This is a genomic window from Ruegeria sp. SCP10 (genome assembly GCF_040329495.1).
GTDB lineage: Bacteria > Pseudomonadota > Alphaproteobacteria > Rhodobacterales > Rhodobacteraceae > Ruegeria.
Genome location: NZ_JBDZYF010000002.1, coordinates 476,461 through 490,571 on the forward strand (window position 1 = coordinate 476,461; position 14,111 = coordinate 490,571).

Below are 14,111 nucleotides of genomic sequence, written 5' to 3' on the forward strand. Positions count from 1 at the left end.
GTTTAGGGGCGTCGGGTCAGGTCAGGAATGTTAGTCCGGCGAGGATAACTCCTGCAATAAAAAGAGTTTCTACAACGATCAGGGCAATTGCGGCGCCGCCGACCGACAGGATTTGTTTCAGATTAGTTTTCATCCCGACTGCGGCGATCGCGATCAGAAGCAGCCAACGTGACGTTTGGCTGAGCAGTTCCGAGAGGAAGGGTGGGATCAGGCCAAAGGAACTGGCCGCTGCCAGAACCAGAAAGCCGATCACAAAGCCGGGCAGGATCGGTGGTCGCGCGCCCATTTCGTCCGAGTTGGTCAAACCTCGAATGATAAGCGATGCGATCAGAACCACCGGGGCCAGCATCGCCACGCGGAAGAGTTTTACCAGCGTGGCGGTGTCGCCCGTCTGTTCAGAAATTGAAAAACCTGCGCCGACAACTTGTGCCACGTCGTGGATCGTGCCACCCAAAAACACGCCGCCTGCAACCTCGTTCATACCCAAAGTGCGCACCAGGATCGGATAGGCGATCATTGCTATGGTCGACAGTACGGTAACACCAAGCACGGTAAAGATCAGCCGTTCCTCGGATCGCTCATCCTTTGGAAGGATCGCACTGATTGCCATCGCGGCGGAGGCGCCGCAAATGGCGACAGAGCCAGCGGTCAGGAAGGCAAAACGCCATTTATGTCCAAAGAAGCCGGCGATCAGAAGGCCAAAGGCGATCGTGGACAGCACGCCGCCCACAACCAGCGCGATCAGATCCCAGCCAAGGCCCACCATCAGTGTCATCGAAATGCGCACCCCCAAAAGCGCAACACCCAGACGTAGCAGAGACTTGGCGGAGAAATTGACGCCGGGGACGGTTTTGCCTTCTTCCCCCAGAAAGCTGAGCGCGATACCAAGCAACAGCGCCATCAGCATGGCGGGGGTTGCATAATGTTCGGACAGAAACTTTGCTGATACAGCAACGATGATCGCAACCATCACGCCGGGAAATAAAGTGCGCAACGTCTGTTTGGCGTCCGCGCCGAAATGGTTTTTGAGATCTAACTTAGCCAGCATCTGTCGGGTGTTCTTTCCTGAACGCATTTCATGTTTGGCGGCAAAGCCGCAAAGATTAGGTGCTAGCTGAATGAACCGGCGGTGGTGGTGAGGCTACACTTAGCGACTGCAACACGGTTACGGCAATCATTTGTGTCACATCGTCTGCGCTGCAGCCGCGGGAAAGGTCATTGGCGGGTTTTGCCAACCCTTGCAGAACCGGGCCAATCGCGCTGTAGCCCCCCAGCCTTTGGGTGATCTTGTAGCTGATATTGCCCGCGTCGAGATTGGGGAAGATCATTACATTGGCCTGACCTGCCACAGTTGATCCGGGGGATTTGCGATCCGCGACCGATGGCACAAAGGCTGCGTCGAATTGCAGCTCTCCATCAACATCCAAATCAGTAGCAGCGTTGCGCAGAGTGTCCGTTGCCGCGACCACCTTATCGACATCCGAATGTCGGGCGCTGCCTTTGGTCGAAAAGCTGAGCATCGCAACCTTGGGGTCAACCTGCAGAAGGGCGCGGGCTGAAGCTGCCGAGGCGATAGCGATTTTGCTCAGCTCGTCCGAGGTTGGATTGATGATCAACCCACAATCGGAATAGATCATTGCGCGCGCGCCGGGTTGCGCGTTCTCAGACGGGTACATCAAAAAGAAAGACGACACCATTCCGGCGTCAGGCGCCATGCCGATCACATGAATGGCCGCGCGGACGATGTCTCCGGTCGTGTGAACAGCACCGCCAACCGTACCGTTGGCCCGGCCACTGCGGACCAACATCGCCGCATAGACAGAGGGGGTTTTGACAGCCGCCTGAGCCTTCGTAAGGTCGACACCTTTGTGCTGGCGCAGCTCAAAATAGGTTTGGGCAAATTCCTCGGACAGGTCCGAGGTTGCAGGGTCGTGAACCGCGATACCGGTTGACGGAGCGGCGCCCTGGTCTTGCAGCGCGGCTTCTACGTCGGCCCTAAGTCCAACCAGTATGATATCGGCTAGATCGGCCTGATGCGCGGCCAGTGCCCCCGCAACAACGCGGGGATCACTGCCTTCGCAGAGGGAAATCACAGGTCGGGTCGCCGGGACGTTCTGACGCAAAAGCTCGATGGGCGTTAGGGTCATACGTTCCGGCTCCGATCCGAGTTTGGCTTACTGTGCAGCCATGTCGCTGGCATCGATACCGGCAACTGCAACGGGCTTCTTCATCGCGTCGCGGCGGAAGGGCTCACCCAGTTCTTGGTTGATCATGGCTTCGATCAGGGTGGTGATGCCGTTCTTCTGATCCTCGATGGCCTGGTTCAGGGCAGCGGTCAGCTCATCCTGAGTACGGGCGACCACACCTTTCAGACCACAGGCCTGTGCGATACCGGCGTAAGACACTTGCGTGTCCAGTTCGGTGCCCACGAAGTTGTCGTCAAACCACAGGGTCGAGTTCCGCTTTTCCGCACCCCACTGGTAGTTGCGGAAAACGATCTGGGTTACGGCGGGCCATTCCGAGCGGCCGATGGCGGTCAGCTCGTTCACTGCGATGCCAAAGGCACCGTCACCGGCGAAGCCAACAACTGGCACGTCCGGTTGACCGATCTTAGCGCCGACGATGGCGGGCAGACCGTAACCACAGGGGCCGAACAGACCCGGTGCCAAATACTTGCGACCCTCGTCGAAATCTGGATAGGCGTTGCCGATGGCGCAGTTGTTGCCGATGTCGGACGAGATGATTGCTTCGCGCGGAAGGGCCTGTTGGATTGCGCGCCAGGCCATACGGGGGCTCATCCAGTCGGGCTTGGCGGCACGGGCGCGTTCGTTCCACGTGGTGCCGGGATCGTCTTGCTCGTGAGTCAGCGAGGTCAGCTCCTGCGCCCAAGCGGATTTCTTCTGCGCGATGTTGGCCTTGCGCGCTTCACGGCCAGTGTTGCCAGCGTCGTCAGATAGTTGACGCAGGATACCGTTTGCTACTTTGGCGGCGTCACCGACGATGCCAACAGTTACCTTCTTGGTCAGGCCGATACGGTCCGGGTTGATGTCGACTTGAATGATGGTGGCATCTTCGGGCCAGTAGCTCATGCCATAGCCGGGCAGGGTTGAGAACGGGTTCAGACGGGTGCCCAGAGCCAGAACAACGTCGGCTTCTTTGATCAGCTCCATACCGGCTTTCGAGCCGTTATAGCCCAGCGGACCAGCAAACAGCGGGTGGTTGCCGGGGAAGGCGTCGTTGTGCTGGTAGCCAACACAAACCGGTGCGTCCAGACGCTCAGCCAGCGCCATTGACGCGTCGATGCCGCCTTCAGACAGAACAACGCCGGCGCCGTTCAGGATGACCGGGTTCTTGGCGTTCGACAGAATCTCAGCCGCTTTCGCCACCGAGTTTTCGCCACCCGGGCTGCGTTCGAATTCGATGGGCTCGGGGATTTCGATGTCCACGACCTGAGTCCAGAAGTCGCGCGGAATGTTCAGCTGCGCCGGGCCCGACAGACGCTTGGCCTGGCTGATGACGCGGGTCAGAACTTCGGCAACGCGGGACGGATCACGGACTTCTTCCTGATAAGCGACCATGTCTTCGAACAGCTTCATCTGCTCGACTTCCTGGAAACCACCCTGACCGATGGTCTTGTTTGCCGCCTGAGGGGTGACCAGCAGCAGCGGGGTATGGTTCCAATAGGCGGTTTTAACGGCGGTGACGAAGTTGGTGATGCCGGGTCCGTTCTGGGCGATCATCATCGACATCTTGCCGGTGGCGCGGGTGTAGCCATCGGCCATCATACCGGCGCTGCCTTCATGGGCGCAGTCCCAGAACATGATCCCGGCTTTGGGGAACAAATCCGAGATCGGCATCATGGCCGAGCCGATGATCCCAAACGCATGTTCGATCCCGTGCATTTGCAGGACCTTAACAAAAGCTTCTTCTGTGGTCATTTTCATGTGACTGATCTCCGGGCAGGTGAGGAATGGCCGGGCACGCTACCCCGCCGTTGCCATCGGTTTTGACCCATTGGGCGGGGTGGCGTTAGGTCCAGAACGCGGCGCGGATTAGGTCCAGTCGGCTATCAGTTTGCCCGGATCGCATCGGCGATCAGCTTTATCCCAGGCTCGATCCGATCTTGGGGAATGGAGGAATACCCAAGCCGGTAATAGTTCTGTGGCTGCCCTGGCCCCGAGAAGAAGGGCAGCCCGGGTTCGATATGTACGCTTTGTCCCTGCAGCTTGTGCGCAAGCCGGGTGGTGTCGACATTCTCGGGTGCTGACATCCACAGGGATGATCCGCCCATGATGCCCCGTCCGGCGACGGTCAACCCGTGGTGTTCGACGGCCTTGTCGAGCGTTTCCCGCCGATCTGCCAGTGCTTTGGACATGCGCCTGATCTGAGCGTCGTAGTGGCCCAGCGACAGGAAATAGGCCGCGGTCCGCTGGATATGGCCCGGCGGATGACGCAACACCATGGATCGAAGGGCGCGTGCTTCACGAATGAAGGGCTCTGACCCGACCATGTACCCCAATCGCAATCCGGGAAAGAGAGATTTTGAGAAGCTACCCACATAGATTACGCGCCCATCCCGATCCATCGACTTCAGTGCCGGAGAGGGCGCGCCCAGAAAGGCCATCTCGAACTCGTAGTCATCTTCAACCACCATGGCGTCCAATTCGCGCGCGCGTTCCAGCAGTTTGTGCCGGCGCGCAATAGGCATGGTCGCGGTGGTGGGACTTTGATGGCTGGGGGTGGTGAAGATCACATCGGTGTTTTCGGGCAACTGATCTGGGGGCAGGCCGTCCCGGTCGACGGGAAGGGCCGTTATATCGCAGTCCCAATGATCTAGCAGGTTGCGCAGCGAGTAATAGCAAGGGTCTTCGATCACTGCAGTGCGATGGTGGGTAAGCAACACGCGTGAGGCCAGCCACAGCGCGTTCTGCGCGCCCATGGTGATCAGAATCTCTTCGGGCCGGGCAGCAATGCCACGGCGGGGCAGGGTGTGGCGGGCAATGAATTCCACCAGCAGCGGATCATCCTGATCCACGTAGTCGGCGGTTAACGAGGCGAAGTCCTTATGCCCAAGCGCGCGAACAGCACAGAGCCGCCAGTTGGCGTGATCGAATAAGGTTCGGTCGGCCTGCCCGTAAATGAATGGATAGCGGTAGTCGCGCCAATCAGCGGGCTTGGACAACAAATCCCCGCCTGAAAACCGACGGGCCAAGGCGCTGTTCCAATCAATGGTTTCTTCGTTGCGCTGAACAGGTGAATATTTTGGCGGTACCGGCGCATTCTCGGACACGTAGTATCCGGATCGGCCTTTCGCAGTCAGGTAGTCATTAGCCAGCAGTTCAGTATAGGCCAGCGTCACGGTGATGCGGCTGACACCCAGATGTGCAGCCAGTTTCCGGGACGATGGCAGTTTCTCTCCGACATGGAACCGACCTGAAAGAATGCCTTCGGCGATCATCTGCTGGATCTGCGCCTGCAGCGTGCCTTGCCCATTGAGCTCAAGGAAGAATGTGTCGATCGAGATGGCCATAGGCGCTTATAGGCTGGACCTAAGGATAGGGCAATCTGGACTTACACTAGTTGCTGAAATTTCTAGCAGTGGATTGACGGACAGCTCGAATCAAACTAAATAACTAGAAGATTAGTTTAATGGAGAAATCAAATGTGGGAAACCGCAGCGGCGGGATTCTCGGCCATGGGGTCCGAGGCCCGGTTACAGGTTCTGAAAACGCTCGTCCGCGCGGGTGAGACCGGTTTGACCGTCGGCGAAATCCAGACGCGCACCGGGATCGCACCATCAACCCTGGCCCATCACCTGCGGTTTCTGGCTGCCGGTGGCGTTGTCGAACAGGAAAAGATCGGGCGCAGCACGATTAACCGTGCCTGCTTTGACGAGTTGCGAAATCTGGCGCAGTTCATTCTTAGCGAATGCTGCGCCGATGAGGTGGGAAAGGCCGCGAACGATGGCTGAGTTAACACAAAATCCGAAACTTTCATCTAAGGCTGTGCTTAACCTAATCAAGACGCCTTGGGCGCTGATCATTGCCATCCTGGCGTTGGTGGCGATCCTTGATCCGGGCAACTGGGTCGCGGTCGTGACCTTCGCAGCCAAGGCACTGGCGCATACGGGTCAGTACATCCTGTTTGCGGTTTTGTTGCTCTCGTACCTCAAGGCTACAGGGGCCGAAGTTATGGTGGCGCGCGCCTTTGAAGGGCGCGAAACACGGATGATCTTTCTGGCGGCCCTGTTCGGTGGTCTAGCGCCGTTTTGTTCCTGTGAGGTTATTCCGTTTATCGCCGGTCTGTTGGCTTTGGGTGCACCGCTGTCAGCGGTGATGGCGTTCTGGCTCAGCTCACCGCTCATCGACCCGCCGACGTTGCTGATTACGGCAAGCGCATTGGGTTGGCCCTTTGCTATTGGCAAGGCGGTGGCTGCCGTAGCGCTGGGCCTGTTCGGCGGTTTCGCCGTTCGCTTTTTAATGCGCAGCGGGGCGTTCGCCCAGCCTTTGCGGGAATACAAACCGGCGGGATGCTGCGGCTGCGGGCCCAAGATGGATGACAAGCCGGTCTGGAAATTCTGGCAGGAACCCGAACGACGTCAGCGTTTCCGCGCCGAGTTTTTGCACAATGGTATCTTCCTGCTGAAATGGTTGGCCTTGGCCTATGTGCTTGAGGCGCTGCTGGTCAGCTACGTACCTGCAGACCTGATTGCCCGCGTTGTTGGAGGCGAAGGTGTGTTGCCCATCGTAATCGCAGCACTGGTTGGAATGCCTGCCTACCTGAACTCCTACGTCGCGCCGCCGCTTTTGGCCGGTTTGATGGAACAGGGTATGACTGCGGGCGCTGCGATGTCGTTCATGGTCGCAGGTGCTGTGAGCTCGATCCCTGCGATGGCGGCGGTCTGGTCGCTGGTGAAGCCGCGTGTTTTCGCCACCTATCTGAGCCTCGGCGTTGGCGGTGCGATCGTCGCCGGCATCGTGTTCCAGACGCTCTAAAGGGAACCGCCCGGCTCCATGGCCGGGCGGTTTCAATTCCATTCAGATCAGCTTGCGTCGCAGAACTTTGGCAGTTTGAAGCGATATCTGGGCTCTCCGCTGTCCACATAGATGCGCTTTTCGATGCAGGCGCTGGTTCCAACTGTTTGGGACACGGGTGCCTCGGTCGAGGTGATCGAGGCTGCGGTACCATCCGGCAGCCGGACCGATGCGATCACGCCATTTCTGAGGTCACCGTTGATCGCGGTGGCGGACAGGACGGGGACGGTCATGAACGAATGATGCTCGTGCTCGCCATCTCCGCCCAGTAGGAACAGAGTGGATACGATTGCGATCATCCCTACGCCCGCAGCCAGACCCAGGCCCCAAGTCCTGAGGAACGCATAAATCGAAACGGCGTGGTGTGGGCCAAAAATGGCGGAAAGTACGCTAAGCATGAGGCTTCCGTTGGAAAGGCCCCGGCCTGTTTAGGCCGAGGCGGCAAACACATCAGGGGCGCTGATCGTCCTCTTCTTCTTCGTCCCCGCTGCCTTTGGGCAGGTTGAAGAAGCTGTCAGCATCCACGATCGGATCGCTGTCTTCTGTCTCGCCTTCCGGTTCGTCTGACAGAGAGAAGGTCTCCAGACCCTCAATCGCCGTCGGGATTTTCGGCGCAGCGTCCATTTCCAGCGACTGCTCGGTCGAAACCAGCTTGCGGCGTTCATCATCGCTCATCACGCCGCCTTCGGCCGCCTTCTTCGCGGCCGCCTTCTGAACCACGGCGTCCAGCTCGGACTGTTTGCATAGGCCCAGGGCAACCGGGTCGATGGGCTGCATGTTGGAGATATTCCAATGCGTGCGCTCGCGGATCGACTGGATCGTCGGTTTGGTGGTTCCGACCAGCTTGGCGATCTGTCCATCAGTGAGTTCTGGGTGGAATTTGACCAGCCACAGGATCGAGTTCGGACGGTCCTGACGTTTGGACAGCGGGGTATAGCGCGGGCCGCGGCGCTTTTCCTCGCCCGTGGCCGACGGGTTGAACTTGAGCTTCAGCTTGTGCAGCGGGTTGTTCTGCGCCGTGTCGATCTCTTCTTGGGTCAACTGGTTGTTGGCAATCGGGTCGAAACCTTTCACACCAGTGGCCACATCACCATCGGCGATGCCCTGCACTTCCAACTCGTGCATCCCTACGAAATCCGCGATCTGCTTGAAGCTGATCGTGGTGTTGTCCACCAGCCATACGGCGGTAGCCTTGGCCATAAGCGGTTTTGCCATCAGCCCGTCTCCTATACATACATCTGTCCCGTCGCCGGAATTCGGCGGCCCCGGGATTTTGGGGCAGGTTTCCGTTGTCGGGGAACTTGGCCCGTATATAGTCGCGCCAGTGCAAGAAGGGAAGAGGCGAATGCGCCAAGGGATTCTGGGCTTTGTTTTCGCGCTGCTGGGCGCTGCGGCGGCGCAGGCCGAGGGCGAGAAGGCGGGCGAATTTGACTATTATGTCCTGTCGCTCAGCTGGTCACCAAACTGGTGCGCCCGCGAAGGGGACGCACGTGGGTCGGATCAATGCGATGCGCGGCACGATCATGGCTGGATCTTGCACGGACTCTGGCCGCAATTCCATCAGGGCTGGCCGTCGTACTGCCGCACGCCCGAGGCCCCGCCCTCGCGCAGCATGACCCGCGCGATGGAGGATATTCAGGGCAGTTCTGGTCTGGCTTGGCATCAGTGGAAAAAACATGGCACCTGTTCGGGCCTGTCAGCAAGAGCCTATTTCGCCCTGTCGCGCGAGGCTTATGACCGTGTTGAACGCCCCAGTGTTTTTCGCCAACTGGACGCAACCGTGAAACTGCCCGCCGCAGTGGTCGAAGAGGCTTTTCTAAAGGCCAATCCCGGACTAGAGCGCGACATGATCACTGTAACTTGTAAGCAGGGGTACATCGAAGAGGTTCGCTTGTGCCTGTCCCGCGATCTGAACCCGGTCCCGTGTGGACGGGATGTGATCCGCGATTGTGCGGCCAAAGACGCGCTGCTTGATCCGATTCGCTAAAGCTCTTTGTTTTGGCACTCGCGCGCATATTCCAGCGCTTTGGCTGTGCCTGTCAGATCAATCGCCATGACCGGCTGACCCTCGGGGTTGAAAACGGTCATCGTTTTGTTCTGCGCAATCGCTGTCACGAAGTCGCGGTCCGTGAAGAACACCGTCGCCCCCGGCACGCGGTCCTGTTTGAACCCGATGGCTGTGGCATCAAAGCTCTTACCGTCCAGCTCGAACCGGATCGGATAGCTCTGCCCCGGCTCAATCTCGCCCCAGGCCTTGTTGAACACAGTGAAATACCCGCGATTGTCCAGCGCGTCATAGCCCAGACGCACGACCGAGAGGTCCTGATACACCGTCTGGATCAGGCACCTGTTCCCAAGCGCGGGATCCATCATGATGTTCCAGCTTTCGACAAAGCCCTTGTCGACGAGGTCTTGAGCGAGGGCAGAGGTGGCCGTGAAAGCGGCGATGGTGAGGGCGAGAAGGCGGGTCATGGGACTATCAGTGATTTCCAGTGTTCATGTGCAATCTGGCATAGGTGATTTGTACAACAAAGACTATTTTGGCTTACGGTTTCATCTTCTTTCAAAAAAGGTATTTGATCTATCTTTTCCGTGGCCTAGTAGATGCAGATTCACATTAACGGTCGGAAGCTTGAGATGGAAACCAAAAGCGTTTTGGAGCAAACAAACCTAGTCTCGCAAATGATGCGTGAAAGGTGGGATGCACTAGGTTTTGTTGAAGCCGAAGACGGTGGTTTTGCGACCGGGCACATGCCTAGCGAGGCTCCTACTGCTTATCTATGCCGGTGTTACGCGGGTCTGTCTGAAGAAGGGCTTGTGTGTGCTGAGGAGGAAAGCGGGCGATACCTGCCTGAGCCGTATAAGGACTTATTGAGAGTGTTTAATGGCGCACAGATTATGGGTATTTCGTTGTTGGGTGCTACGATGGGAATAAATCCCCGAAGTTTGGAAGACCCTATTGGGCAACCAATTAGCATCAGCTATCAGAACCTTTACTATTTGAGACCCGAGTACATCCCAGAAGGCCATTTCGGTTTCGGTACAATGAATGGGGATTGGTATTCTCAGGGTCAACTTTATTTGAACAGCACTGGAGAGGTCGAACTCTATCATCGTGATTTTGATTTGGTAGGGGCGAGTTGGCCCTCCCTATCAAGATTTCTTGAAGATGAAGTCAGCAGGCAGATGACCCGGTATCGGGACGACGGAACAGAGATCGCAGAAGTTAGCCCACTTCCAGGTGACACCAAGGATTGGGAGCGTCTGGCGAAGCAGGCTGAGGATTCAAGAAGTCCCGACATAGGAATACTGGATCGCTTGAAAAATGTGTTTTTTCGTCAATAAAGCCGACAACTACAACTCTTTCCTCGCCCTCAATGCTGCTGTGATTGTCCCATCATCCAGATAGTCCAACTCCCCTCCAATCGGCACACCCTGTGCCAGTGAAGTCAGGCGGACCTGACCCTCTAGTTGGTCAGCGATGTAGTGGGCGGTGGTCTGGCCATCGACAGTAGCATTCAGGGCAAGGATGACCTCGGAAATCTCTTCGGCTACAACGCGGTCTTTCAACCTCGGAATGCGCAATTCGTCGGGGCCCACGCCATCCAGAGCAGACAAAGTGCCGCCCAGAACATGGTAGCGGCCTTTGAAGACTCCGGCGCGTTCCATCGCCCAGAGGTCCGAGACGTCTTCAACCACACAGAGCTCTCCGGTCGCGCGGGCCTCGTCATTGCAGATGTCACAGATATCGGTGGTGCCGACATTGCCGCAATTCAGGCATTCGCGGGCGGTGGCAGCGACCTGTTGCATCGTGTCCGCTAAGGGCGTCAGCAACAGGGCACGTTTGCGGATCAGGTGCAGCACGGCGCGACGGGCCGAACGCGGGCCGAGGCCCGGCAGTTTTGCCATCAGGTCGATCAGATTGTCGATGTCGCTGTTTGAGCTCACGGCCTGTCCTGTCTGGCACCGGAGGTGGCCTCCGGTGAGTGTATTAGCGAAATGACCGAGATCAGAACGGCAGTTTGATGTCAGCGGGCAAGCCCATGCTTTCGGTCAGCTTGGCCATTTCGGCCTGAGAGCGTTCGGTAGCTTTGGTCTGGGCGTCCTTGATCGCGGCCAGGATCAGGTCCTCGACCACTTCCTTGTCGTCGCCGTTGAAGATCGACGGATCAATATCCAGCCCCTTGAGTTCGCCCTTGGCTGTGGCTGTTGCCTTGACCAGACCTGCACCGGATTCACCAACCACCATGATGGTGTTCAGTTCTTCCTGCATGTCGGTCATCTTGGTCTGCAGGTCCTGAGCCGATTTCATCATCTTGGCCATATCGCCCAGACCGCCTAAACCTTTGAGCATCCGATTTCTCCTGTATCTCTGTTTGATGCCTAAATACGAGGGGTGCAGCTATGGTACAAGGGGGCAGACAACGTCCCGTTGTCTTCGAGGTCGTAGGATAGCTTTCCCGAGGTTCTGACCCTGCAGCTTAGTCTCAAGGCGCGAAGCCTAGTCCTCCTCGAACGGGTCCCATTCGTCTTCGACCTCGGGCAGGGCTTCGGTTTCCACCTGCGCCGCGCGCTGTTCGGGGGTTTCGATCCTGGTGATCTTGGCTTTCGGGAATTGCGCAAGCACGGCCTGAACCAGAGGGTGTTCAGTGGCTTCTTCCTTCAGCGCAAGCTCGGCCTTGTCGCGGATTTCGGCAATTGTCGGCGCGTCGCCGTCCGACACAATAGAAACAGCCCAGCGGTTGCCCGTCCAGCGTTGCAAGGCCGAGCCGAGCCGAGGGGCCAGATCAGTTGGGGCTTGCGGGGCGGGTGTGAACTCAATCCGACCGGGTTGGTATGAAACCAGGCGAACACCGTTTTCGACTTCGACCAGTAATTTGACATCGCGGTTGGTCCGGATCAGCTCGACCACATGGTCGAAGGTCGGATACCGGGCCAGCGCGACCTGAACATCTTGTGCGAGCGCTGCGACAGGCGCGCCGCCGGAACTGCGCGGTGTGGGCTGGTTAGGTGTAGCCATCGGACCGCGTGTTTCCACAGGGGCCGCGCCATTGTTGTGGGCGGGTGCGCCGCCTCCCGTCCCGCCCATGGGCGGTGGCGGTGCATCTTGAAGACGTTTGATCAACTCTTCCGGGCTGGGCAGGTCGGCCACATGGGTCAAGCGGATCACAGCCATTTCGGCTGCCATCATCGCGTTTGGCGCAGCGGAGACTTCCTCCAACGCTTTCAACAGCATCTGCCACATCCGAGTCAGCACGCGCATGGGTAGGGCCTCAGCCATCTGTTGGCCGCGCGCGCGTTCGTCGGGCGATACGGTTGGGTCCTCTGCTGCGTCCGGCGTGATTTTCACGACCGAGACCCAATGGGTGATCTCGGCCAGATCGCGCAGCACAGCCAGCGGGTCGGCGCCCTCGGCATATTGCGCGCTGAGTTCGGTCAGCGCGCCGGCGGCATCGCCGCGCAGGATCATGTCCATCAGGTCCAGAACCCGTCCACGATCGGCCAGACCGAGCATGGCACGCACCTGATCAGCCGTCGTCTCCCCGGCCCCGTGGGAGATCGCCTGATCCAGCAGCGAGGTCGCATCCCGCGCTGATCCCTCCGCCGCACGAGTGATCAATGCCAATGCATCCTCGGCAATCTCGGCCCCTTCGGCTGTGGCGATCTTGCGGAGCAGGCCGATCATATCTTCGGGTTCGATCCGGCGCAGGTCGAAGCGCTGGCAGCGAGACAGAACCGTGACGGGGACTTTGCGAATCTCGGTGGTCGCAAAGATGAATTTCACATGGGCGGGTGGTTCCTCCAGCGTTTTGAGCAGCGCGTTGAAAGCGCTGGTCGAGAGCATGTGAACCTCGTCGATGATGTAGATCTTGTAACGGGCTGAGGCGGCGCGATAGCGGACACTGTCGATGATCTCGCGGATGTCATTGACGCCCGTGCGGCTGGCGGCGTCCATCTCCATCACGTCGACATGACGACCTTCCATGATCGCGGTGCAGTGCTCGCACTGGCCGCAGGGTTCGGTGGTCGGGCCGCCATTGCCGTCCGCACCGATGCAATTCATGCCTTTGGCGATGATACGGGCCGTGGTGGTTTTACCCGTCCCACGAATGCCGGTCATGACAAAGGCTTGCGCGATCCGATCGGCCTCGAACGCGTTTTTCAGGGTGCGCACCATTGCATCCTGACCCACCAGATCCGCAAAGGTTTCCGGGCGATATTTGCGGGCGAGAACCTGATAGGCGGGGCTGTCTGTTTCGGTCATGTCTGCTCTGGCGGATTCGGGACGTCGCCACAGCGTAGTGGCCGCCGCTGCCCGCGTCCACAGCGCGCTTCAGGAAATTTGGTTTGGAGCGAATCGCGATCTGCGTAAACTGGGGTCTCAGATTTGCAGAAACAAAACTTTTGAACAGGCGCGGTTTTGGGAGGAGGACTTTGATGTCTCAGCTGGTGGTCTATGCCTTGCAGGTTGGGGGTGGCACGCTTGCGCTGACGTCGCTGCCGGGTCGTGGGGGCGACTATGCCGATGATCTGGACACGATATCAGATTGGAAACCCGGGCTTGTGATCTCAATGACGACAGATGCCGAGATGTTGCAGGTCGGCGCACAGAGCTTTGGCAGCGACATTCAGGGGCGCGCCAGCCGGTGGGTACATCTGCCGGTCGAGGACTATGGAGTTCCGTCACCCAGTATCGAGGATGAGTGGGTTGCCGTCAGCGCGGCGGCGCGACATGCGCTGTCTGGGGGTGGCCGGGTGCTGGTTCACTGCCGGGGTGGGTGCGGGCGATCAGGAATGGTTGTTCTGCGGCTGATGATCGAATGCGGTGAGCGTTTTGATCAAGCGTTGACTCGCTTGCGAGCGCTGCGTCCGTGCGCAGTTGAGACCGACGAGCAGATGAGATGGGCCACACGCGCGACCACCGACGTACTCGAACTGCGTTCGGGGTGATCCGGCTAAATCTCTAAGGGTCTTGAGCAGGGGCGCGTGCGGTGTCGTTGCAACTCTGGGCAGATGCATGGTGTTGCGCAGGTGGACGTTTGGTCAAGTAGTCCTCGGGTTGACTCGGACAAGGTT

15 protein-coding genes are annotated in these 14,111 nt (G+C 58.6%); 5 read left to right on the forward strand and 10 right to left on the reverse strand.

Annotated elements, in window-relative coordinates; translation table 11 throughout:
- Positions 1–16 precede the first annotated feature (16 nt).
- The 4 genes from ABLN87_RS08745 to ABLN87_RS08760 form a co-directional block, all read right to left on the reverse strand.
- Complete coding sequence (locus ABLN87_RS08745) at positions 17–1,048, reverse strand: YeiH family protein (RefSeq protein ID WP_417750389.1); 1,032 nt, start codon at positions 1,046–1,048, stop codon at positions 17–19.
- A gap of 55 nt (positions 1,049–1,103) precedes the next feature.
- Positions 1,104–2,147 carry a phosphate acetyltransferase gene (gene pta / locus ABLN87_RS08750; RefSeq protein WP_353009118.1) on the reverse strand — a complete coding sequence of 348 codons (1,044 nt, stop codon included), beginning with the start codon at positions 2,145–2,147 and terminating at the stop codon, positions 1,104–1,106.
- Positions 2,148–2,174: 27 nt separating this feature from the next.
- Positions 2,175–3,944: a sulfoacetaldehyde acetyltransferase gene (xsc, locus tag ABLN87_RS08755; protein WP_353009120.1), complete on the reverse strand. Its 1,770-nt coding sequence runs from the start codon at positions 3,942–3,944 to the stop codon at positions 2,175–2,177.
- A 125-nt stretch (positions 3,945–4,069) separates the two neighbouring features.
- Positions 4,070–5,530, reverse strand: coding sequence for a PLP-dependent aminotransferase family protein (locus tag ABLN87_RS08760; protein WP_353009122.1), 1,461 nt, complete (start codon positions 5,528–5,530; stop codon positions 4,070–4,072).
- Positions 5,531–5,662: 132 nt separating this feature from the next.
- On the opposite strand from ABLN87_RS08760, the gene ABLN87_RS08765 reads away from it, so the two are divergent.
- Both ABLN87_RS08765 and ABLN87_RS08770 read left to right on the forward strand, forming a co-directional pair.
- Positions 5,663–5,971 (forward strand): ArsR/SmtB family transcription factor, encoded by a 309-nt coding sequence (locus ABLN87_RS08765; protein WP_353009124.1) that lies wholly within the window; start codon positions 5,663–5,665, stop codon positions 5,969–5,971.
- Complete coding sequence (locus tag ABLN87_RS08770; protein ID WP_353009126.1) at positions 5,964–6,995, forward strand: permease; 1,032 nt, start codon at positions 5,964–5,966, stop codon at positions 6,993–6,995. The genes ABLN87_RS08765 and ABLN87_RS08770 overlap by 8 nt, the downstream gene beginning before the upstream one ends.
- 47 nt (positions 6,996–7,042) lie before the next feature.
- Here ABLN87_RS08770 and ABLN87_RS08775 read toward each other — a convergent pair whose 3' ends face one another.
- Together ABLN87_RS08775 and ABLN87_RS08780 are read right to left on the reverse strand one after the other, a co-directional pair.
- The gene (locus ABLN87_RS08775) at positions 7,043–7,432 is read right to left on the reverse strand and encodes a hypothetical protein (protein ID WP_353009129.1); all 390 of its coding nucleotides are present in this window, start codon (positions 7,430–7,432) and stop codon (positions 7,043–7,045) included.
- Between the two features lie 52 nt (positions 7,433–7,484).
- Positions 7,485–8,249, reverse strand: coding sequence for a DUF1013 domain-containing protein (locus ABLN87_RS08780; RefSeq protein WP_353009131.1), 765 nt, complete (start codon positions 8,247–8,249; stop codon positions 7,485–7,487).
- A 130-nt stretch (positions 8,250–8,379) separates the two neighbouring features.
- Between ABLN87_RS08780 and ABLN87_RS08785 the strand changes: the two genes are divergently transcribed.
- Complete coding sequence (locus tag ABLN87_RS08785; protein ID WP_353009133.1) at positions 8,380–9,021, forward strand: ribonuclease T2; 642 nt, start codon at positions 8,380–8,382, stop codon at positions 9,019–9,021.
- Here the strand turns inward: ABLN87_RS08785 and ABLN87_RS08790 are convergent.
- Positions 9,018–9,506, reverse strand: a complete 489-nt coding sequence (locus ABLN87_RS08790; protein WP_353009135.1) for a hypothetical protein — start codon at positions 9,504–9,506, stop codon at positions 9,018–9,020. The two genes, ABLN87_RS08785 and ABLN87_RS08790, sit on opposite strands and share 4 nt — an antisense overlap.
- A gap of 165 nt (positions 9,507–9,671) precedes the next feature.
- On the opposite strand from ABLN87_RS08790, the gene ABLN87_RS08795 reads away from it, so the two are divergent.
- The gene (locus tag ABLN87_RS08795; RefSeq protein WP_353009137.1) at positions 9,672–10,379 is read left to right on the forward strand and encodes an SMI1/KNR4 family protein; all 708 of its coding nucleotides are present in this window, start codon (positions 9,672–9,674) and stop codon (positions 10,377–10,379) included.
- Positions 10,380–10,388: 9 nt separating this feature from the next.
- Here ABLN87_RS08795 and recR read toward each other — a convergent pair whose 3' ends face one another.
- From recR to ABLN87_RS08810, 3 genes are all read right to left on the reverse strand, one after another.
- Positions 10,389–10,982 (reverse strand): recombination mediator RecR, encoded by a 594-nt coding sequence (recR, locus tag ABLN87_RS08800; RefSeq protein ID WP_353009140.1) that lies wholly within the window; start codon positions 10,980–10,982, stop codon positions 10,389–10,391.
- A gap of 61 nt (positions 10,983–11,043) precedes the next feature.
- Positions 11,044–11,388, reverse strand: coding sequence for a YbaB/EbfC family nucleoid-associated protein (locus ABLN87_RS08805; protein ID WP_353009142.1), 345 nt, complete (start codon positions 11,386–11,388; stop codon positions 11,044–11,046).
- A 147-nt stretch (positions 11,389–11,535) separates the two neighbouring features.
- The gene (locus tag ABLN87_RS08810) at positions 11,536–13,299 is read right to left on the reverse strand and encodes a DNA polymerase III subunit gamma/tau (RefSeq protein ID WP_417750390.1); all 1,764 of its coding nucleotides are present in this window, start codon (positions 13,297–13,299) and stop codon (positions 11,536–11,538) included.
- 173 nt (positions 13,300–13,472) lie between these two features.
- Here ABLN87_RS08810 and ABLN87_RS08815 point away from each other — a divergent pair, with 173 nt between their 5' ends.
- Positions 13,473–13,985: a protein-tyrosine phosphatase family protein gene (locus tag ABLN87_RS08815; RefSeq protein WP_353009144.1), complete on the forward strand. Its 513-nt coding sequence runs from the start codon at positions 13,473–13,475 to the stop codon at positions 13,983–13,985.
- Positions 13,986–14,111 lie beyond the last annotated feature (126 nt).